This window comes from Salmonella sp. 3C, assembly GCF_025426275.1.
Lineage (GTDB): Bacteria > Pseudomonadota > Gammaproteobacteria > Enterobacterales > Enterobacteriaceae > Salmonella > Salmonella enterica.
In genome coordinates, this window is record NZ_CP104858.1 from 4,562,589 (window position 1) to 4,582,053 (window position 19,465).

Here is a 19,465-nt window from a genome sequence, read left to right on the forward strand (position 1 = left end):
ACTCTAAAAGCACCCCATCCTCTGAATAAGAAGGTGGAACTTGAATGATCGGTCGGCTGCTCCGTGGCGGTTTCATGACTGCCATCTATGCGTATCTGTATATTCCCATCATTATTCTGATCGTGAACTCCTTCAACAGTTCGCGGTTCGGCATTAACTGGCAGGGCTTTACCACTAAATGGTACGATCTACTGGTCAATAACGACAGTCTGTTGCAGGCCGCTCAACATTCACTGACGATGGCGATTTTCTCAGCGACCTTCGCCACGTTGATTGGCTCGTTAACCGCGGTGGCGCTTTATCGCTACCGCTTTCGCGGGAAACCATTCGTCAGCGGGATGCTGTTTGTAGTAATGATGTCGCCGGATATCGTGATGGCGATCTCCCTGCTGGTGCTGTTTATGTTACTCGGCATTCAACTGGGCTTTTGGTCGTTGCTGTTCTCACACATCACCTTTAGCCTGCCGTTTGTGGTCGTCACGGTCTATTCGCGCCTGAAAGGCTTTGATGTCAGAATGCTGGAAGCCGCAAAAGACCTGGGGGCCAGTGAGGTAACGATTTTACGCAAAATCATTCTGCCGCTGGCGATGCCGGCGGTGGCGGCGGGCTGGTTGCTGAGCTTTACGTTGTCGATGGACGATGTAGTGGTCTCGTCGTTTGTCACCGGGCCGGGCTATGAAATTTTACCCTTAAAGATTTATTCCATGGTAAAAGTCGGCGTTTCACCAGAAGTGAACGCGCTGGCGACCGTTTTATTGGTGCTGTCTCTGGTAATGGTCATTGCCAGCCAGCTTATTGCTCGTGATAAAACCAAGGGCCGATAAGGCCCGTAATTCAGGGGACGTTAAATGAAAAAATGGTCACGCCACCTGCTCGCGGCGGGCGCCCTGGCGCTGGGTATGAGTGCCGCTCATGCCTCCGACAACGACACGCTCTATTTCTATAACTGGACTGAGTATGTACCGCCGGGCCTGCTGGAACAGTTCACTAAAGAGACAGGCATTAAGGTGATTTATTCGACCTACGAGTCGAACGAAACCATGTATGCCAAACTCAAAACCTATAAAGATGGCGCGTATGACCTGGTTGTTCCTTCTACATACTATGTCGACAAAATGCGCAAAGAAGGCATGATCCAGAAGATCGATAAGTCGAAATTAACCAATTTCCACAACCTCGATCCGGAAATGCTCAACAAACCGTTTGACCCCAACAACGATTATTCTGTTCCGTATATCTGGGGCGCAACGGCGATTGGCGTGAACAGCGATGCTATCGATCCAAAAACCATTACCAGCTGGGCTGACTTGTGGAAACCGGAATATAAAAACAGCCTGCTTTTAACCGACGATGCGCGAGAAGTCTTCCAGATGGCGCTGCGCAAGCTAGGTTATTCCGGTAACACTACCGATCCGAAAGAGATCGAAGCGGCATATGAAGAGTTGAAAAAACTGATGCCGAACGTAGCGGCCTTCAACTCCGATAATCCGGCGAATCCGTATATGGAAGGGGAAGTCAATCTGGGGATGGTGTGGAACGGTTCGGCCTTCGTTGCTCGTCAGGCTGGCACGCCGCTGGAGGTCGTCTGGCCGAAAGAAGGCGGTATTTTCTGGATGGATAGCCTAGCTATTCCGGCAAACGCGAAAAATAAAGAGGGCGCGCTGAAGCTAATCAACTTCCTGCTGCGTCCTGACGTCGCGAAAGAGGTGGCAGAAACCATCGGCTACCCTACCCCCAACCTGGCGGCGCGTAAGCTGTTAAGCCCGGAGGTCGCCAATGATAAGTCGCTCTATCCGGATGCGCAAACCATCAGCAAAGGCGAGTGGCAAAACGATGTCGGCGACGCCAGCGCCATTTATGAAGAGTATTATCAGAAGCTAAAAGCAGGACGCTAATTCAGCCAAAGCGCCTGTCGGGCCTACAGATGAACGTAACGTGAAATGTAGGCCGGATAAGGCGTTACCGGGCAAACAGCACTACAGCCCTTTCAGGAATTTATCAACAAATTCCGGCACAACCTGGCTTGCCGGGCCGTAGTGCTTCTCTTCAAACTCGCTGCCGACCTGGCTTGGCTCAAGATTCAGTTCCACCGTATGTGCGCCGTGCAGTTTTGCTTCATGCACAAAACCCGCAGCCGGATAGACATGACCGGATGTGCCAATGGCGATAAAAATATCCGCCATCGACAGCGCCATATAAATTTCATCCATGCCAAGCGGCATCTCGCCAAACCACACCACGTGCGGACGTAGCGGCGCCGGGAACTGGCAGCAGTGACATTTATCTTCCGGCATCACATCGCCGTTCCATTCCAGAATCTGGCCGCTTTGCGAACAGCGCACCTTCAACAGCTCGCCATGCATATGAATGATGTTGCGATTGCCCGCGCGTTCATGCAAATTGTCGATGTTTTGCGTCACCAGCAAAAAGCGATCGCCAAGCGCTTCTTCAAGCTTCGCTAACGCCAGATGCGCCGCATTGGGTTGTATTTCCGGCTGTTGAAGCTGCTGACGGCGGGCATTATAAAATGTCTGCACCAGCCCCGGATTACGGGCGAATCCTTCCGGCGTTGCCACGTCTTCAACCCGATGCTCTTCCCAAAGGCCATCCGCCGCGCGAAACGTACGAATACCAGACTCTGCAGAAATTCCTGCACCTGTAAGGACTAATACTCTTGGGTTTTCCATCATTTCCGGCACCACTCTGTCTCTGAAAAAGATCCGCTGGCGCAGACGTTCACGCAACAGACGTTTATTTTTACGAAAGCGGCTTAATCGATGAAACCGACGCGACTGCATAACAACCTCTTTTTTTGATTAGTCGGTAAGATGTAAAAAAGCAGCACCGCGCCTCCCACCTGCATCCCCATGCCGCGCACGCTCAATGCGCGGCGCGCGGGCAACAGGGAGGAGATGGCGCGGCAGTCTTTCCGCCAGTTGCGTTGTTATTGCCGTAAAGTTCGATAGTCCGCCGCCGATCACCAATAAATCGGGATCGACAATCGTCAGTATATTCCCCAGACAAACCGCCAGTAAATCCAGATAGCGCTCAACATGCGCGTGCGCCTGCTCATCGCCCTGCTCCCACAACGCGATAATCTCCGGCGCCTGCAGCGATTGATGATAATAATGCTGATATAGCCACGCAAACCCGCGCCCGGACAGATAATTCTCAATGCAGCCCATCTGGCCGCATCCACAACGGCGGAGAGGAAAATCAAACCCCATCAACGTTAGCGCGTCAACCGGCAAACGCATATGACCAAACTCGCCGGTGATATAGCTCTGACCAGTAATCGGCTTCCCGTTTAGCACCAGGCCGCCGCCGACGCCGGTGCCGAGGATAAGCCCCATAACCAAAGGATATTGCGTGAATTCATCATCCCAGGCTTCGGACAAGGCAAAACAGTTAGCGTCATTGTCCAGACGCACATCGCGATCCAGTCGGGCGCTGAGATCGGCGCGCAACGGCTTACCGCTGGCTGCCGGGACATTCGCGGCGTACAGCGTGCCGTCTTCGGTTTCCGGCATACCGGGTATGCCAATCCCTACCGACCCTTTTACGCCAAATCGCTGGTCGGCTTCCTCGACCAGTTCGCATACGGCGTCTAAAAAGGCGCTATAGCTGGTATGGGGCGTGGGAACCCGTTTTTCCCACTGCAGCCGCCGCGTTGAGTCAAATACGCCTAACGCAATCTTTGTTCCGCCAATGTCAAACCCGTAATACATCACCGCTCCTTGTTTTTATATTCCGCGATTACTGCCCGCTCAATACTCGCGCAGGGTCAATGTTGCTCGCCCGCCGCGCCGGATACCAGCTCGCCAGTAAGCTTAACAACAACGCCGTGACCAGTACGTAAACAACGTCCAGCCAATGTAATTCGGATGGCAGGAAGTCGATAAAATAGATATCGCCGGACAAAAACTGATGCCCGATCTCCTTTTCAATCCCATTAATAATGGCGGTAAGCTGAAGCGAAACGACAACGCCGATCGCCACGCCAATCAAGCTGCCCAGCAAGCCCGCCAGTAGCCCGTACCAGACGAAAATGGCACGAATCAAACCATCTTTCGCCCCCAGCGTTCTTAATACCGCAATGTCGCCGCTTTTGTCTTTTACCGCCATCACTAAGGTGGAAACGATATTAAAACAGGCCACGCCGATCACCAGAATCATCGCCAGATACATAATGGCGCGAATCATCTGGATATCGCGATACATATAGCCGTAGGTGCCGATCCAGCTCTTAATGTAGACATAGCTGTTAGTCACCTCACCCGCGTCACGCACCAGTTTGTTCGCATTAAACACGTCATGGACTTTAAGCGCGATACCGGAAACGCTGGACCCCATATCCAGATACTGCTGCGCATCCTCAAGCGGGATCATGGCGAAGCTGTGATCGAGCTGGCCGCTCAGTTGCAGAATCCCAATGACATGCAAACGCACGCGTTTGGGCTGGAGCAGCTTATGGTCGGCATTCGCATTGGGGATCATGATGGACACCCAGTCGCCCTGTTTCACGTTCAGCGCATCGGCGACGCCTTTACCGATAATGATCTGCTGCTCGCCCGCTTTGAAATGATCCCAGGCGTGATTTTGCACAAATGACGGTAACGCGCTAAGCTGCTGCTCTTGCTTAGGGTCGACGCCTTTAACCTGAATGGCGCGCAAATTCGCTCCGCTCTCTACCAGGCCGGTAAAATTGATATACGGCGCGGCGGCGGCAATGCCCGGTACCTTCTGCACTTTTGCCAGCGCTTCACGCCAGTTGGTCCACGGCTGATTGACCGCTTCAATCTCCCCGTGCGGAACCACCGCCAGAATACGGTTATTCAACTCGCGTTCGAAACCGTTCATCGCGCTTAAACCGACAATCAATACCGCCACGCCCAGCGCGATACCGATGGTAGAAATGACGGAAATGAGCGAAACCATACCGCCGCGCCGCCGTCCACGGCTAAAACGCAAGCCAATTAACAATGATAAAGGCGACGCCATTACTCAGCCCCCATCAGGCTCAGTTCCGCCGTCAGGCGGCCATCGCGCATCTCAAGCTGGCGGCTCATACGTTTCGCCAGTTGCAAATCGTGAGTCACCACCAGAAACGCGGTTCCCTGCAGACGATTTAACTCGCCCAGAAGCTCAAAAATACTGTCGGCATTACGCGCATCCAGATTACCGGTCGGCTCATCCGCCAGTACCAGACGCGGGTTATTCACCAACGCGCGCGCTATCGCGACACGCTGGCGCTCACCGCCGGAAAGTTCCGAAGGTCGATGGGTTGCGCGATGCTCCAGCCCTACAGCATGCAGCATTTCTCGCGCCCGAGCGTCAATCTCCGCCGGTTTCTTTTTGCCAATCAATAATGGCATCGCCACGTTTTCCAGCGCCGTAAAATCCGGCAGGAGATGATGAAACTGATAGATAAACCCCAGTTTCTGGTTACGTAATTCCGCTTTTGCCGCAGAAGAGAGTTTGCTCATCGGCTGGCCGCTAAAAATCACATCGCCGGAGGTGGGCGTATCCAGCCCGCCTAACAGATGCAGCAACGTACTTTTACCCGAACCGGAACTGCCGACGATCGCCATCATTTCGCCTTCGCCGATACTGAAGCTGACATCGTGCAACACGTCGGTTTGTACGGTGCCTTCCTGATAGCGTTTGCACAGGTTGTCGCATTGCAACAGGATCTTATTCATAACGTAAAGCCTCAGCGGGTTGAGTGGCGGCAGCGCGCCAGGAAGGATAAAGCGTAGAAAGCAGCGCGATGGCCATTGCCACCAGAGCGATAACGATCACCTGTAACGGCTCTATCGCCACGGGCAACGCAGCGCCATCCAGAAACGCGCCGATGATCGGCATCAGGTTATTCAGTTGGCTGGCAAGCAATGCGCCCAGCGCGGCGCCCAACAGCGCGCCGATAATCCCGGCGCTGGCGCCCTGCACCATAAAGACCATCATAATTTGTCGCGGCGTCAGCCCTTGAGTTTGTAAAATCGCCACTTCGCCCTGCTTCTCCATGACCATCAGGCCCAACGAAGTAATAATGTTAAAAGCCGCGACTGCCACGATGAGACTCAGCAACAATCCCATCATGTTCTTTTCCATGCGCACAGCCTGGAACAACTCGCCTTTGCGTTCGCGCCAGTCCTGCCACTTCGTGCCTTGCGGCAGCGTCTGTTGACTGAGGGTATCGACTTGCAGCGGTTCATCCAGCCACAGACGCCAGCCGGTAATATTGCCTGCCGGATAGCGCATTAAACGCGACGCGTCCTGAATATTGACCAGCATTTCATAGCCATCGACCTCGCTATTGGCGGCAAATGTGCCAATCACCGTAAACAGACGCTGGCTGGGCAGGCGTCCCATTGGCGTAAACTGGCTGGCAGATGGCACCATTAGCCGAATCTGATCGCCACGGTTGACCCCTAACTGTCCGGCGAGCTGCTCGCCGAGGATGACATTATACTTACCCGGCTGTAATTCGCTTTGCTTCACATTGACCAGATACGGCGTTAACGGATCTTTTTGCGCCGGATCGATACCCAACATCACGCCAACCGCAACGCTACGCGCGCTTTGCAGTACGACATCGCCCGTCGTCAGCGGCGCAATACGGTTAACGCCTTGCAGATTCACCGCTTTTTCCGGCATCTGACTCGGGTTAAGAGAACCATGTTCAGCAGAGAGGATGGCCTGAGGCATCAAACCAAGAATGTTATTTTGCAGTTCGCGCTCAAAACCGTTCATCACCGACAATACCGTGACCAGCGCCATCACCCCAAGGGTAATGCCGATAGTGGAAAGCCAGGAAACGAAGCGACCGAAGCGATCTGCTGCACGCCCGCGCATGTAACGCAGGCCGATGAATAGAGCGACAGGTTGATACATGTAATCCGTCTGGTTGCTGTTAGCAAAGTCCCGAGTATATAAGCGAAAGCGGAATGCGTAAATGTCTGAACCGTAAGAGTTCGTCAGCGTTATTCTGAAAAAGGCCGACAAATCAAGTCACTTACATGTTCATACTTTACCTGTTCGGCGCGTTATCCGGCGGATTCAATTTGCTAATAAACAACGATCGCGGATAATAAAGAACATTGCTTATCAGTCATATGCCCCTGAATACCTGAGTCCTTCATGCTGTCCCGGCGCGCAGCCAACCATGAAGCAGCCTGAAGGGTGACGCGTAGAGTGCGGCGTAAAACAAAAAGAGATACTGACAACCGTTATGCCTGAAAAACAACGTTACACGCTGCCGACAAAAGCGGGCGATCAGCGCCAGTTGGGCGAACTTACCGGTGCCGCCTGCGCTACGCTGGTGGCGGAGATAGCCGAACGCCATGCCGGTCCGGTGGTACTCATAGCGCCTGACATGCAAAATGCTCTGCGATTGCATGATGAAATCCGCCAGTTTACCGATCAGATGGTGATGAACCTGGCGGACTGGGAAACGCTACCGTATGACAGCTTCTCCCCGCATCAGGAAATTATCTCTTCGCGCCTGTCCACGCTCTACCAGTTGCCGTCGATGCAGCGCGGCGTCTTGATTGTACCGGTAAACACCCTGATGCAGCGCGTTTGTCCGCATAGCTATCTGCATGGTCATGCGCTGGTGATGAAAAAAGGCCAGCGGCTGTCCCGCGACGCTCTGCGCGCGCAGCTTGACAGCGCCGGTTATCGGCATGTCGATCAGGTGATGGAGCATGGCGAATACGCGACGCGCGGCGCGCTGTTGGATCTCTTTCCGATGGGCAGCGAACAGCCTTATCGCCTCGACTTTTTTGATGATGAAATCGACAGCCTGCGTCTGTTTGACGCGGATACCCAGCGTACGCTGGAGGAGGTCGAGGCCATCAATTTGTTGCCCGCGAACGAATTTCCTACCGACAAAGCCGCTATTGAGCTTTTCCGTAGCCAGTGGCGCGATACCTTTGAGGTAAAACGCGACGCCGAACACATCTATCAGCAGGTCAGCAAAGGCACCTTGCCCGCCGGGATCGAATACTGGCAGCCGCTCTTTTTCAGCGAACCGTTACCGCCATTATTTAGCTATTTCCCCGCCAATACTCTGGTGGTGAATACTGGCTCGCTGGAAACCAGCGCCGAACGCTTTCAGGCCGATACGCTGGCGCGTTTTGAAAATCGCGGCGTCGATCCTATGCGCCCGCTTTTGCCGCCGGAAGCCCTCTGGCTACGGGTAGATGAGCTCTTTTCCGAGCTTAAACGCTGGCCTCGCCTCCAGCTTAAAACCGACCATCTGCCGGAAAAAGCCGCCAATACCAATCTTGGTTTCCAGAAATTACCGGATTTGGCTATCCAGGCACAGCAGAAAGCGCCGCTGGACGCGCTGCGTAAGTTCCTCGAATCTTTCAGCGGCCCGGTGATTTTTTCTGTGGAAAGCGAAGGACGCCGCGAAGCGCTGGGAGAGCTCCTGGCTCGCATAAAAATCGCGCCGAAGCGGATATTACGCCAGGACGAGGCGCAGGATGCGGGACGCTATCTGATGATTGGCGCCGCAGAACATGGCTTTATCGACACCCAACGCAATCTGGCGCTGATTTGTGAAAGCGATCTTTTGGGTGAGCGGGTGGCGCGTCGCCGCCTGGATTCCCGCCGCACGATCAACCCGGATACGTTGATTCGTAACCTGGCGGAGCTCCACGTCGGTCAACCGGTAGTGCATCTGGAGCACGGCGTCGGACGCTATGCCGGCATGACCACTCTGGAGGCTGGCGGCATCAAGGGTGAGTATCTGATGCTCACCTACGCCAATGACGCCAAACTGTATGTGCCGGTCTCCTCATTGCATCTGATTAGCCGCTATGCCGGCGGCGCGGAAGAAAGTGCGCCGCTGCATAAACTGGGCGGCGACGCCTGGTCGCGCGCCCGGCAGAAAGCGGCGGAAAAAGTGCGCGATGTCGCAGCGGAACTGTTGGATATTTATGCGCAACGGGCGGCAAAAGAGGGGTTTGCCTTTAAGCATGATCGTGAGCAGTATCAGTTATTCTGCGACAGCTTCCCGTTTGAAACGACGCCCGATCAGGCACAGGCGATTAACGCCGTATTGAGCGATATGTGCCAACCGCTGGCGATGGACAGGCTGGTGTGCGGCGACGTCGGCTTCGGCAAAACCGAAGTGGCGATGCGCGCCGCGTTCCTGGCAGTGGAAAACCATAAACAAGTAGCGGTACTGGTGCCAACCACGCTGCTGGCGCAGCAACACTATGATAACTTCCGCGACCGTTTCGCCAACTGGCCGGTACGCATTGAGATGCTGTCCCGCTTTCGCAGCGCCAAAGAGCAGACACAAATCCTGGCGGAAGCCGCCGAGGGTAAGATCGATATTCTGATCGGTACGCATAAACTGCTACAAAGCGATGTGAAGCTGCGCGACCTGGGCCTGCTGATTGTCGATGAAGAGCACCGTTTCGGCGTGCGCCACAAAGAGCGAATTAAGGCGATGCGCGCCGATGTCGATATTCTGACGCTCACGGCGACGCCGATCCCGCGGACGCTGAATATGGCGATGAGCGGTATGCGCGATCTCTCCATTATCGCCACTCCCCCTGCCCGTCGTCTGGCGGTAAAAACCTTTGTTCGCGAGTATGATAGCCTGGTAGTAAGGGAAGCGATTCTGCGTGAAATCCTGCGCGGCGGTCAGGTTTACTATTTGTACAATGACGTCGAAAATATTCAGAAAGCCGCAGAGCGGCTGGCGGAACTGGTACCGGAAGCGCGAATCGCTATAGGCCACGGGCAGATGCGTGAACGTGAGCTGGAACGGGTCATGAACGATTTCCACCATCAACGTTTTAACGTGCTGGTGTGTACTACCATTATCGAAACGGGGATCGACATTCCCACCGCTAACACGATCATCATTGAACGCGCGGATCATTTCGGCCTCGCGCAGTTGCACCAGCTGCGTGGCCGCGTTGGGCGCTCGCACCACCAGGCCTACGCCTGGCTGTTGACGCCACATCCTAAGGCCATGACCACCGATGCGCAAAAACGGCTGGAGGCGATTGCGTCGCTGGAGGATTTAGGCGCCGGGTTTGCGCTGGCGACCCACGACCTGGAGATCCGCGGCGCGGGCGAACTGCTTGGCGAAGAGCAAAGCGGCTCAATGGAAACCATTGGCTTCTCACTCTACATGGAACTGCTGGAAAACGCCGTCGATGCGCTGAAAGCAGGCCGCGAACCCTCGCTGGAAGATCTCACCAGTCAGCAAACGGAAGTCGAGCTGCGAATGCCGTCGTTGCTGCCAGATGATTTTATTCCGGATGTTAATACCCGGCTGTCATTCTATAAACGCATTGCCAGCGCGAAGAACGAAAACGAGCTGGAGGAGATCAAAGTGGAATTGATCGACCGCTTCGGCCTGCTGCCCGATCCGGCGCGTAATCTGCTGGATATCGCCCGCCTGCGCCAACAGGCGCAAAAGCTCGGCATCCGAAAACTGGAGGGTAACGAGAAAGGCGGAACGATTGAGTTCGCCGAGAAAAACCACGTTGACCCCGCCTGGCTTATCGGGTTGCTGCAAAAACAGCCGCAGCATTTCCGTCTGGATGGCCCGACGCGCCTCAAGTTTATTCAGGATTTAAGCGAACGTAAAACGCGTATAGACTGGGTACGCCAGTTTATGCAGCAACTGGAAGAAAACGCTATTGCATAAGCGTCAGGCCGGGCGTCATTACTCTGCGTCCGGCCTAATCTTTACAGATTCTTTGCACTTCCCTGCAGTTCCAGACACAGCCAACCGCCATAATTCTTATTTCCTCTTTTATAAAAATAACCACATAATAATCATGGGTTTATTATAATGTTCAACAATACGCGACTCTCTCGCTGGTGGGCGTTGTTTGCGCTTACCGCGACCATCATGCTTGCCCTTCCCGCGCAGGCGAATACGTGGCCTCTTCCGCCCCCCGGCAGTCGACTGGTGGGAGAAAATAAATTCCATGTCGTTGAAGACGACGGCGGCTCGCTGGAGGCGATCGCCAAAAAATATAACGTGGGCTTTTTAGCCCTGTTACAGGCCAACCCCGGCATTGATCCTTACGTGCCACGCGCAGGCAGCGTGCTGACGATTCCGCTGCAAACGCTGCTACCGGACGCGCCACGTGAAGGGATTGTCATTAACCTCGCGGAATTACGGCTTTACTATTATCAACCGGGGAAAAATACGGTCACGGTCTACCCTATCGGGATTGGCCAACTGGGCGGCGATACCCTGACGCCAACGATGGTGACGACCATTTCGGATAAACGCGCCAATCCAACCTGGACGCCGACCGCCAATATTCGCGCACGTTATAAAGCGCAAGGCATCGATCTCCCCGCCGTGGTGCCTGCCGGTCCCGATAACCCAATGGGGCATCACGCGATTCGTTTAGCGGCCTACGGCGGCGTCTATCTGTTACATGGCACGAATGCCGATTTTGGCATTGGTATGCGCGTCAGTTCCGGCTGTATCCGTCTGCGCGACGGTGATATAGAGACATTGTTCCGTCAGGTCACGCCGGGAACCAAAGTGAATATTATCAATACGCCGATTAAAGCCTCGGTGGAGCCAGGCGGCGTGCGACTGGTGGAAGTTCATCAGCCGCTGTCTAAAAATATAGGCGACGATCCGCAGGTGCTGCCGATTGTGCTGAATGGCCCGATGCAGGCCTTTAAGGACGCGCCGCAGACCGATGCTGCGGTGATGGAACATGTTATGGAAGTGCGTTCCGGAATGCCGGTGGATGTAACCCGTCAAGCAGAGGCGAAACCGCAGTCGCTGTAAGCGTGAATAGCTGACCGACAAAAAAGCCTCGCGATGCATCGCGAGGCTTTCTTTTTTTATTGTGGCAATCGCAGCGGCATTAATGAGGGTTAATGCTTACTTATAGATTACCGCCGTACCGTGAAGGGTATTCGGGCCGGTAACAGAGGTAATACGGAAAGACTTCGCCCCCATCTCCTGCGCTTTTTGCGCCAGCTGATCTTCCAGCGAGCCCAGATTCGTGCCGCCATTCGCGGAAATGGTACCGAACTTCTGTTGACCTTCTGGCGTTGCCTGAACTTCAACGGCGGCGAAGCTGGCGAATGAGAGCGAACTCAGTACGGCAGCAGCGATGAGGTTTTTTACGTTTTTCATAGTGATGACCTTTAGCAGATGAATGGGTGTCGTAAGCATTAACTTAACGATCGATAAATTAATCATAGATGTGATCTACATCACACGTCAACTTCTTTTTATAATGATCGTTATATAATTTATAAAGATGTTATTTTTCATGTGAATAGAATTGATTTATTTTTCTAATGAATACTCTGGAGCCAGAAGTGGTTTGTTTTTATAATAGAGAAACCGCTCTTTAAACAGGTACAACGGCATCATGACAACGGATACCACGAGTTGCGCGAAGAAAAGCCGTGGCCGACCAAAAGTGTTCGACAGGGAAGCCGCGCTTGATAAGGCCATGACTCTCTTCTGGCAGCACGGCTATGAAGCAACTTCGCTTTCCGATCTCGTAGAGGCTACCGGGGCGAAAGCGCCTACTCTCTATGCGGAATTCACTAATAAAGAAGGATTATTTCGCGCTGTCCTGGATCGCTACATCACTCGCTTTGCCTCAAAGCACGAAGCCCAGCTCTTTTGTGAAGAGAAAAGCGTGGAATCGGCACTGGAAGATTACTTCACAGAAATTGCCGCCTGCTTTACCAGTACAGACACGCCGGCTGGCTGCTTTATGATTAATACGTCCGCCACCCTCGCCGCCTCCTCGCGCGATATCGCCCGCACGGTAAAATCACGCCACGCCATGCAGGAACAGACGCTCATCCAGTTTCTGCGCCAACGTCAGGAGCGCGGTGAAATTCCGGCGCACTGTAACCCGCAGGCGCTCGCGGAATATATAAACTGTATTTTACAGGGAATGTCGATCAGCGCCCGTGAAGGAGCCACCTTCGAACAACTGATGCAAATTACGCGTACGACTCTGCGCATCTGGCCTGAACTACTTAAGTCCTGAACGACGCGGCTTCGGATAAAAAAAGCCCCTCAGCCTGAGCGAATGAGGGGCTAACTTGCAGAGTACAGCTTTTTTATGCTTTGTTATTCAGAACCAGTTGGCCATTGCCGTCGAGGGGAATTTGCGTTCCGGGGTCTTTATCCATGCGGATTTTGCCCTGCTGATCGCCAATTTTGTAGGTCACGTCGTAGCCAAGCATCTTTTCAGATTTGTCATACACCGTCTTACAGCGTTGCTGCGTGGTAGTGTAAGTATCACTTTCCTGCATTGACCCCTGGATTTGATTGCCAGCATAACCGCCGCCCAGCGCCCCGACGACCGTCGCCACATCTTTACCACGACCGCCGCCAAATTGATGTCCAATCACGCCGCCTGCTACTGCGCCAAGCACCGAGCCGGCAATACGGTTTTCGTCCTGAACCGGTCTGCGATGCGTGACCGTGACATTACGGCACTCCTGACGCGGCGTTTTTACCGTCTCTTTAATCGGTTTAGCCGATATCACCTGCGCATATTGCGGACTACGATCAAATACGTTGAGACTGGCCACTGCCGCCACACCCAGCGCAGCCGCTACGCCAATCCCTATACCCGCCAACATTGATTTATTCACGGGAGCTCCTCCTTCGTTGCTATTGGTAACAATTTTGCAACCAGTATGCGAACAAAGCCAATCGGAATGAGGATGAAAAATGCGGGATGAGGCGGTAAAGCTGAAGGATTCGGACAACTCCGAAGCAAGAGATGGAGAAGCGCTCACCGGCGCGAGCAGCCGGTGAGGCGCAGAGAAATTAATGCAGTTTCAGACGCGGACGAATGACGCGGTTAATACTGCCCACCAGCATCATCAGGCCGGTTTTAAAGTATCCATGCAGCGCTATCTGGTGCATACGGTATAGCGAGATATACACGAAGCGGGCGATACGTCCTTCAATCATCATTGAACCGCGGGTCAGGTTCCCCATCAGACTACCCACGGTAGAGAAGTTGGACAGAGAGACCAGCGATCCATGATCTTTATACTGGTAAGCTTTCAGCGGTTTGCCATTCATCTGCGCCAGAATGTTATTCATCGCGCAGGTAGCCATCTGATGCGCCGCCTGAGCGCGAGGCGGCACAAAACCTCCCTCCGGACGTGCGCAGGAAGCGCAGTCGCCAATCGCATAAATATCAGGATCGCGCGTGGTTTGCAGCGTCGGTTCCACCACCAGTTGGTTAATGCGGTTCGTTTCCAGACCACCAATCTCTTTCATAAAATCTGGCGCTTTGATACCCGCCGCCCACACCATCAGATCGGCCTGAATATATTCACCTTCTTTCGTATGCAGACCGCCTTCGTCGGCGCTGGTGACCATAGTTTGCGTCAGCACGCGAACGCCCAGTTTGGTCAGTTCATTATGCGCGGCGCTGGAGATACGCGGCGGCAACGCAGGCAGAATACGCTCGCCAGCCTCAACCAACGTCACGTTCAGCGCGTCGTTGGTCAGCCCCTTATAACCATAGCTATGCAGCTGTTTTACCGCATTATGCAGTTCAGCCGACAGCTCAACCCCCGTCGCACCGCCGCCAACGATGGCGATATTGACCTTACCGTTCGCGCCCAGATTAGCCGAATACTTGAGGAACAGGTTCAGCATCTCCTGGTGAAAACGGCGCGCCTGATGCGGGTTATCGAGGAAGATACAGTGCTCTTTCACGCCCGGCGTGTTGAAATCATTAGAGGTGCTGCCCAGCGCCATCACCAGCGTGTCATACGCGATTTTGCGCTCCGGCACCAGCAGTTCGCCCTTTTCATCACGCAACTCGGCAATGGTGATGGTCTTCGCTTCGCGATCGATATCCATCACCGACCCCAGCTGGAACTGGAAACCATGATTACGCGCATGAGCCAGATAGCTCAGCGCATCCACGCCTTCGTCCAGAGAGCCAGTCGCCACTTCGTGCAGCAATGGTTTCCACAGATGGCTGTGATTTCTGTCTACCAGCGTGATTTTCGCTTTTTTCTTGCGCCCCAGTTTATGGCCTAACTGCGTCGCCATTTCCAGCCCGCCAGCGCCGCCGCCGACAATCACGATCTTTTTTAATGGTGTAGTCAACGTGCCCCCCTTAAATTTATTAACCAATTGTTAATTAAAAGTTATTAGTATAGCCTTTAATTAACAACAAGTTACGTTAATGAGAATAAGCTTCTGATATGAGAATAGCATGAACGGTGCATTGGTCATACCAAAATTGATGTGCATCAAGTTTTCATGCTGAAAAGATAGACAGTTTGCGAGAATTGAGCATAAAAAAACCAGCCGCAAGGCTGGTTATCCGGTCACTGATAACGCCATATTGCCGGATGGCGTTATCCCAGCGTTTTAAACGCTTTGATACGTTGCAAATGCGGCGAAATATTTTTGAATTTGTGAGTCTGTTCCTCATCCCACACAATTTCATAATACGGGTGAAGCGCTTGCGCTGAGCGTTGGCTGTCCAGCGCTTCGTCATGACGCGAGAGGATCACCAGACAACGATCGCGATTTTTTTCGCGAAAGTTGGTCACGCACTTTGTAGCGATGTCCGCATATTCTTCCGGGCGATCGATTTTCCCCTCCATGTTTTCATAGGGGAACAGGTTCGGGTTAAAAACCACCTGACGGATATCGCACAAAAAGCCAATCCGCTCCGCCCAGTAACCGCCCAGCCCCACGCCACAGATTAAAGGGCGCTCGTCCACATTCAACTGCAACATTTTGTCCACTTCTTTCAGCAGATGCTGCATATCGTGCTTAGGATGCCGCGTACTGTAGCTTACCAGCCGAACATCCGGGTCGATAAACTGTAATTGCAACACTTTTTCATGGTTGCCCGGACTATTTGAATCAAAACCGTGTAAATAAATAATCATCTGGCACCCTCACGAAAACTCGAGTTAATGACCTGCTTTTTCTTCCTGCCAGCGTTCATGTAACTGGTTGAGCTGGGCGCTGGCTGTTTTCCAGCGTGCTGAGTCCATGAGCTCCCGGCGTGAAAATGAACCTTTATGATACAAACGTGTAACACGTTCTGCTTTGATCGGCGACAGATTATCCAGCACGCTGACTGCGCCTTTACGATTATTGCAGACCAGAATCATATCGCAACCCGCATCCAGCGACGCCTGAGCGCGCTCAGCATAGCTGCCCATAATCGCCGCGCCCTCCATCGACAGATCGTCGGAGAAAATGACGCCATCAAAGCCTAACTCCTGACGCAGCACCGTTTTCAGCCAGTACGGCGAACCGCTTGCCGGACGCGGATCGATAGCGCGGTAGATCACGTGCGCAGGCATAATCGCATCCAGTTTATTCTCGCTAATCAGCGTGCGGAACACCGACATATCTTTGCCACGGATGTCCGTTTCAGGACGTGGATCGCACGGCGTCTCTTTGTGGGAGTCCGCCGTGACCGCGCCGTGGCCGGGGAAATGCTTACCGGTCGTTTTCATCCCGGCGTCATGCATACCGTCAATAAAGCGTGTTGCCATTGCCAACGCTTTTGCGGGATCGGCATGATAAGAACGCTCGCCAATTGCCGCGCTGATATGCCCGACGTCCAGCACTGGCGCAAAACTGATATCAATATCCATCGCGATCATTTCGCTGGCCATCAGCCACCCAGCCTCCTGCGCCAGTCGCCCCCCCTCTTCCAGCCCATGCAGCGCAAAAAAAGATTGCGCCGCGGGCAGGCGGGTAAACCCTTCACGGAAACGCTGTACGCGCCCGCCTTCCTGATCGACGGCCACCACCAGATGGTTACGCGATGCCGCCCGAATCTGGCGCACTAATTCGCGCAGCTGTTCCGGGTCATGGTAATTACGCGTGAACAGAATAAGCCCGCCAACCAGCGGATGCGCCAGTATCTCGCGCTCCTCCGCATCCAGCTCACATCCTTCGACATTCAACATTACTGGGCCCACACTGCTCTCCTTATCCTTTCATACGTAGCTGGCGCCAGGTTTCATCGGCCAGCCTGATAAATTGTTGCTCGCCGGTTTGTCGCCAGCGGTATTCGAACCACCCTGCTTTTAGCATAATGACCCAGGGGTGCCATAATCGTATCTGTCGCCATAGCTGCCGGGCGTCGATTCGCGCGCGCGCTGCATACGCGTCTGCCAGTTGTCGGTGCTGGCGTTCATCCTCAACCCATACTGCCGCCAGCTCCAACGCAATATCGCCGTCGCCGGCATACTCCCAGTCAATCAGTCTCAACCCGGCGGACGTTAATACTATATTGTCGCCATGGACATCCATATGCAAAGGCGCGAGCCGCAGCGGGCGAGGTTCACCGTTTTTTTGCAACTGTTTGAGCCGCCGCAACCAAAACGGCGTACGCCTCGCCGGATCGCAACACGACCAGTACTGCGCCAATAGTGGCGATAGCGCGATACGCCAGCCAAAACGCGGCTGTTGATGCAAATGATACAGTAAGGCCGCCAGTTCGTCGGCATCTGGCAGAGCGGAATTTACCACACCATGCAGATATTCTACCGCCATCCAGCCCGGCGTATAAAAAAGCGCTCGCGGCGCAAGACTGGCCGGCAATTGGGATAAGGCGCGGTAATGACGTAAAAAATGGGCTGGTGGAGCGTCGGGGTCGTGATGACGGCGCAGCACGATACGGTGAGTATCGTGGGCAATAATACAGCTCCCGCCGCTTAGCCCCTGCGATGCGGCGACGGCGGGACGATACTGGGGAAAATAGCGCGACAGGATCTCGTCGCGCGTTAAGGGATTATTGTTGTTGGACCGCACCTTTACCTGACCAGATTATCTCGCCCGTTTGCACCAGCATTAACTGCATCTGTAATGCAGGCGCGTTAACGTTACCGGATGCGCTGGAGTAAAGTACATATTGCGCCCCGACATTGCGCGCAATGCCAATAGCTTTACTGCGCGTTCCCAGACTATCCTGCGGAGACAACCCTAACTGCTGTTTTGCCATCGAGAGTTGCTGTACGGAGACCAGCGTAAATTTACCGTTGTTCGCCAGCGCATTACGTAACGTTTCCGTTGCCTCGTTCGCATTTAACGACCCATTCGTCCGGTTATTCACGCTGTCGACAAGCAATACGCTTCCGGCCGTCACGCCATCAGCCTGCAACATTTTGCTGACCAGCGGTTGCATCGCGCCGTTCCAGTCATAGTGGCGCACCTTAGGCGCTGGCTGGCCCGTTTGATCTTCATGTTCGATCGGCCCCGGTTGCTGTGGAATGGTTGGCACAGACGGCACAACAGGAGGTTGCGGTGGCTGCGCGGGTTGTTCTGGCGCTGGTTTTACCTCTTCAACTGGCGCAGGTTGACGTTGCGCCATACACCCGGAGAGAAATATCGCCAGCGCAGCAATGGCGGCGTAGCGATGCATTTTTGTCATCAAAATTCACTCCTCACAAATAAAGATAAAGCCTGACCTTATGCGCCCCCAGATAATTGGCGCTGCCAAATAGCGTTACCGACGAACGCGCGGGTATGGTTACGCTACGCGGCGCCTCCAGCGGATGCATCTCCAGCCCCCGCGCGTCATACCAGTAAAACCGATAATGAACGGTTATGGGCTCTTGCCTTTCGTTATAGACGCGGGAAGAGGCTGATGGCTGGATATCAGACGCCGTCAGTTCAGGCGGCTCTGCGGTGACGCCCGCCGCCAGAACCGTGGACTCCATCACCAGCGACTGCGCGTCGCTTACCGGAATTTCAGGGTGTGACCGGCAGCCGGTAAGCAGCAGCAAGCCCAGAGAAACCGCGATGCATCCTTTGATCATACTTACAAGCCTTTATGCGCCAGCATCGGGCCTAGCGGGCGGCCGCCCAGTAGGTGCATATGGATATGATAAACCTCCTGGCCCCCATGACGGTTGGTATTCATGATTAAACGATACCCATCTTCGGCAATGCCTTCCTGTTCGGCGATTTTCGCCGCCACGGTGATCATCCGACCTAACGCCTGTTCATGTTCCGCCGTCACGTCATTGACGGTTGGGATCAGGATATTGGGAATAATCAAGATATGCGTCGGCGCCTGCGGTGAAATATCACGAAAGGCGGTGACCAGCTCATCCTGATAAACGATATCCGAAGGGATTTCACGACGAATAATTTTGCTGAATATAGTTTCTTCTGCCACGACGTTTTCCTTTTTCATAATAGCCCTTGCAGCGCACATGCTACGCCGAGCCATACTGCGAGTATAGAGTATGAGCGAGTTACCGACGCTCTTTCAACTTTAACCCACGATTTATTAAGCGAAAAATGACTACATGCTGGACTTACCGCCATATCCCCCTGCCATGACGCCTTTGTACGCTTAAAAAATATTTCTAGTTTCCCTGTTTATACCGTTTTACACATTTAATACAAATGCGTATATTTCTCATTTGCATTTTTATGCGCATTAACTAGCAAAGAATGAAAAGGTTCAAC

At 53.7% G+C, this 19,465-nt stretch carries 19 protein-coding genes; 5 read left to right on the forward strand and 14 right to left on the reverse strand.

Annotation, left to right across the window (positions count from 1 at the left end; all coding sequences use genetic code 11):
• Window positions 1-44 precede the first annotated feature (44 nt).
• Both potC and potD read left to right on the forward strand, forming a co-directional pair.
• The gene (gene potC, locus N7E69_RS22150; RefSeq protein ID WP_000580295.1) at window positions 45-824 is read left to right on the forward strand and encodes a spermidine/putrescine ABC transporter permease PotC; all 780 of its coding nucleotides are present in this window, start codon (window positions 45-47) and stop codon (window positions 822-824) included.
• A gap of 24 nt (window positions 825-848) precedes the next feature.
• On the forward strand, window positions 849-1,895 hold the full coding sequence (potD, locus tag N7E69_RS22155; protein ID WP_000759329.1) for a spermidine/putrescine ABC transporter substrate-binding protein PotD: 1,047 nt from the start codon (window positions 849-851) through the stop codon (window positions 1,893-1,895).
• An 81-nt stretch (window positions 1,896-1,976) separates the two neighbouring features.
• Here potD and cobB read toward each other — a convergent pair whose 3' ends face one another.
• Genes cobB through lolC form a run of 5 tightly spaced genes read right to left on the reverse strand, consistent with a single transcriptional unit; the run spans window position 1,977 to window position 6,894 of the window.
• Window positions 1,977-2,798 carry a Sir2 family NAD+-dependent deacetylase gene (cobB, locus tag N7E69_RS22160; protein ID WP_001191856.1) on the reverse strand — a complete coding sequence of 274 codons (822 nt, stop codon included), beginning with the start codon at window positions 2,796-2,798 and terminating at the stop codon, window positions 1,977-1,979.
• An 18-nt stretch (window positions 2,799-2,816) separates the two neighbouring features.
• Window positions 2,817-3,728, reverse strand: a complete 912-nt coding sequence (nagK, locus tag N7E69_RS22165; protein ID WP_000291339.1) for an N-acetylglucosamine kinase — start codon at window positions 3,726-3,728, stop codon at window positions 2,817-2,819.
• Window positions 3,729-3,756: 28 nt separating this feature from the next.
• Window positions 3,757-5,001, reverse strand: coding sequence for a lipoprotein-releasing ABC transporter permease subunit LolE (lolE, locus tag N7E69_RS22170; protein ID WP_000168092.1), 1,245 nt, complete (start codon window positions 4,999-5,001; stop codon window positions 3,757-3,759).
• The gene (gene lolD / locus N7E69_RS22175) at window positions 5,001-5,702 is read right to left on the reverse strand and encodes a lipoprotein-releasing ABC transporter ATP-binding protein LolD (RefSeq protein WP_001033714.1); all 702 of its coding nucleotides are present in this window, start codon (window positions 5,700-5,702) and stop codon (window positions 5,001-5,003) included. The genes lolE and lolD overlap by 1 nt, the downstream gene beginning before the upstream one ends.
• Window positions 5,695-6,894 carry a lipoprotein-releasing ABC transporter permease subunit LolC gene (gene lolC / locus N7E69_RS22180; RefSeq protein ID WP_001532069.1) on the reverse strand — a complete coding sequence of 400 codons (1,200 nt, stop codon included), beginning with the start codon at window positions 6,892-6,894 and terminating at the stop codon, window positions 5,695-5,697. The genes lolD and lolC overlap by 8 nt, the downstream gene beginning before the upstream one ends.
• Window positions 6,895-7,231: 337 nt before the next feature.
• On the opposite strand from lolC, the gene mfd reads away from it, so the two are divergent.
• Both mfd and N7E69_RS22190 read left to right on the forward strand, forming a co-directional pair.
• Complete coding sequence (gene mfd, locus N7E69_RS22185; protein ID WP_001114337.1) at window positions 7,232-10,678, forward strand: transcription-repair coupling factor; 3,447 nt, start codon at window positions 7,232-7,234, stop codon at window positions 10,676-10,678.
• 147 nt (window positions 10,679-10,825) lie between these two features.
• A complete protein-coding gene (locus tag N7E69_RS22190) occupies window positions 10,826-11,791 on the forward strand; it encodes a L,D-transpeptidase family protein (RefSeq protein WP_000482961.1) in 966 nt (321 codons plus the stop codon).
• A 96-nt stretch (window positions 11,792-11,887) separates the two neighbouring features.
• Here N7E69_RS22190 and bhsA read toward each other — a convergent pair whose 3' ends face one another.
• Window positions 11,888-12,145 carry a multiple stress resistance protein BhsA gene (bhsA, locus tag N7E69_RS22195; protein WP_000800134.1) on the reverse strand — a complete coding sequence of 86 codons (258 nt, stop codon included), beginning with the start codon at window positions 12,143-12,145 and terminating at the stop codon, window positions 11,888-11,890.
• Between the two features lie 241 nt (window positions 12,146-12,386).
• On the opposite strand from bhsA, the gene comR reads away from it, so the two are divergent.
• Complete coding sequence (comR, locus tag N7E69_RS22200; protein WP_000205991.1) at window positions 12,387-13,022, forward strand: TetR family copper-responsive transcriptional repressor ComR; 636 nt, start codon at window positions 12,387-12,389, stop codon at window positions 13,020-13,022.
• 73 nt (window positions 13,023-13,095) lie between these two features.
• Here the strand turns inward: comR and N7E69_RS22205 are convergent, their stop codons facing one another.
• The 8 genes from N7E69_RS22205 to hinT all read right to left on the reverse strand — a co-directional run bounded on the left by N7E69_RS22205 (window position 13,096) and on the right by hinT (window position 19,169).
• Window positions 13,096-13,635, reverse strand: a complete 540-nt coding sequence (locus N7E69_RS22205; RefSeq protein WP_001043452.1) for a glycine zipper 2TM domain-containing protein — start codon at window positions 13,633-13,635, stop codon at window positions 13,096-13,098.
• Window positions 13,636-13,813: 178 nt separating this feature from the next.
• The gene (ndh, locus tag N7E69_RS22210) at window positions 13,814-15,118 is read right to left on the reverse strand and encodes an NADH-quinone dehydrogenase (protein WP_000211053.1); all 1,305 of its coding nucleotides are present in this window, start codon (window positions 15,116-15,118) and stop codon (window positions 13,814-13,816) included.
• A gap of 254 nt (window positions 15,119-15,372) precedes the next feature.
• On the reverse strand, window positions 15,373-15,915 hold the full coding sequence (ycfP, locus tag N7E69_RS22215; protein ID WP_000587945.1) for an alpha/beta hydrolase YcfP: 543 nt from the start codon (window positions 15,913-15,915) through the stop codon (window positions 15,373-15,375).
• A gap of 24 nt (window positions 15,916-15,939) precedes the next feature.
• Window positions 15,940-16,965 carry a beta-N-acetylhexosaminidase gene (gene nagZ / locus N7E69_RS22220; protein ID WP_000529340.1) on the reverse strand — a complete coding sequence of 342 codons (1,026 nt, stop codon included), beginning with the start codon at window positions 16,963-16,965 and terminating at the stop codon, window positions 15,940-15,942.
• 10 nt (window positions 16,966-16,975) lie between these two features.
• Window positions 16,976-17,800, reverse strand: a complete 825-nt coding sequence (thiK, locus tag N7E69_RS22225; RefSeq protein WP_001257327.1) for a thiamine kinase — start codon at window positions 17,798-17,800, stop codon at window positions 16,976-16,978.
• Complete coding sequence (lpoB, locus tag N7E69_RS22230; RefSeq protein WP_000164359.1) at window positions 17,781-18,419, reverse strand: penicillin-binding protein activator LpoB; 639 nt, start codon at window positions 18,417-18,419, stop codon at window positions 17,781-17,783. Before lpoB ends, thiK begins: the two co-directional genes overlap by 20 nt.
• A 13-nt stretch (window positions 18,420-18,432) precedes the next feature.
• Window positions 18,433-18,807, reverse strand: a complete 375-nt coding sequence (locus N7E69_RS22235) for a YcfL family protein (RefSeq protein WP_000589563.1) — start codon at window positions 18,805-18,807, stop codon at window positions 18,433-18,435.
• Between the two features lie 2 nt (window positions 18,808-18,809).
• Complete coding sequence (gene hinT / locus N7E69_RS22240; RefSeq protein ID WP_001532068.1) at window positions 18,810-19,169, reverse strand: purine nucleoside phosphoramidase; 360 nt, start codon at window positions 19,167-19,169, stop codon at window positions 18,810-18,812.
• Window positions 19,170-19,465: the final 296 nt, after the last annotated feature.

Excerpts from the sequence above, each read along its gene's own strand:
- potC (WP_000580295.1), top strand. The coding sequence starts at position 45 with ATGATCGGTCGGCTGCTCCGTGGCGGTTTCATGACTGCCATCTATGCG.
- potD (WP_000759329.1), top strand. The coding sequence starts at position 849 with ATGAAAAAATGGTCACGCCACCTGCTCGCGGCGGGCGCCCTGGCGCTG.
- cobB (WP_001191856.1), bottom strand. The coding sequence starts at position 2,798 with ATGCAGTCGCGTCGGTTTCATCGATTAAGCCGCTTTCGTAAAAATAAA.
- nagK (WP_000291339.1), bottom strand. The coding sequence starts at position 3,728 with ATGTATTACGGGTTTGACATTGGCGGAACAAAGATTGCGTTAGGCGTA.
- lolE (WP_000168092.1), bottom strand. The coding sequence starts at position 5,001 with ATGGCGTCGCCTTTATCATTGTTAATTGGCTTGCGTTTTAGCCGTGGA.
- lolD (WP_001033714.1), bottom strand. The coding sequence starts at position 5,702 with ATGAATAAGATCCTGTTGCAATGCGACAACCTGTGCAAACGCTATCAG.
- lolC (WP_001532069.1), bottom strand. The coding sequence starts at position 6,894 with ATGTATCAACCTGTCGCTCTATTCATCGGCCTGCGTTACATGCGCGGG.
- mfd (WP_001114337.1), top strand. The coding sequence starts at position 7,232 with ATGCCTGAAAAACAACGTTACACGCTGCCGACAAAAGCGGGCGATCAG.
- N7E69_RS22190 (WP_000482961.1), top strand. The coding sequence starts at position 10,826 with ATGTTCAACAATACGCGACTCTCTCGCTGGTGGGCGTTGTTTGCGCTT.
- bhsA (WP_000800134.1), bottom strand. The coding sequence starts at position 12,145 with ATGAAAAACGTAAAAAACCTCATCGCTGCTGCCGTACTGAGTTCGCTC.
- comR (WP_000205991.1), top strand. The coding sequence starts at position 12,387 with ATGACAACGGATACCACGAGTTGCGCGAAGAAAAGCCGTGGCCGACCA.
- ycfP (WP_000587945.1), bottom strand. The coding sequence starts at position 15,915 with ATGATTATTTATTTACACGGTTTTGATTCAAATAGTCCGGGCAACCAT.
- lpoB (WP_000164359.1), bottom strand. The coding sequence starts at position 18,419 with ATGACAAAAATGCATCGCTACGCCGCCATTGCTGCGCTGGCGATATTT.
- N7E69_RS22235 (WP_000589563.1), bottom strand. The coding sequence starts at position 18,807 with ATGATCAAAGGATGCATCGCGGTTTCTCTGGGCTTGCTGCTGCTTACC.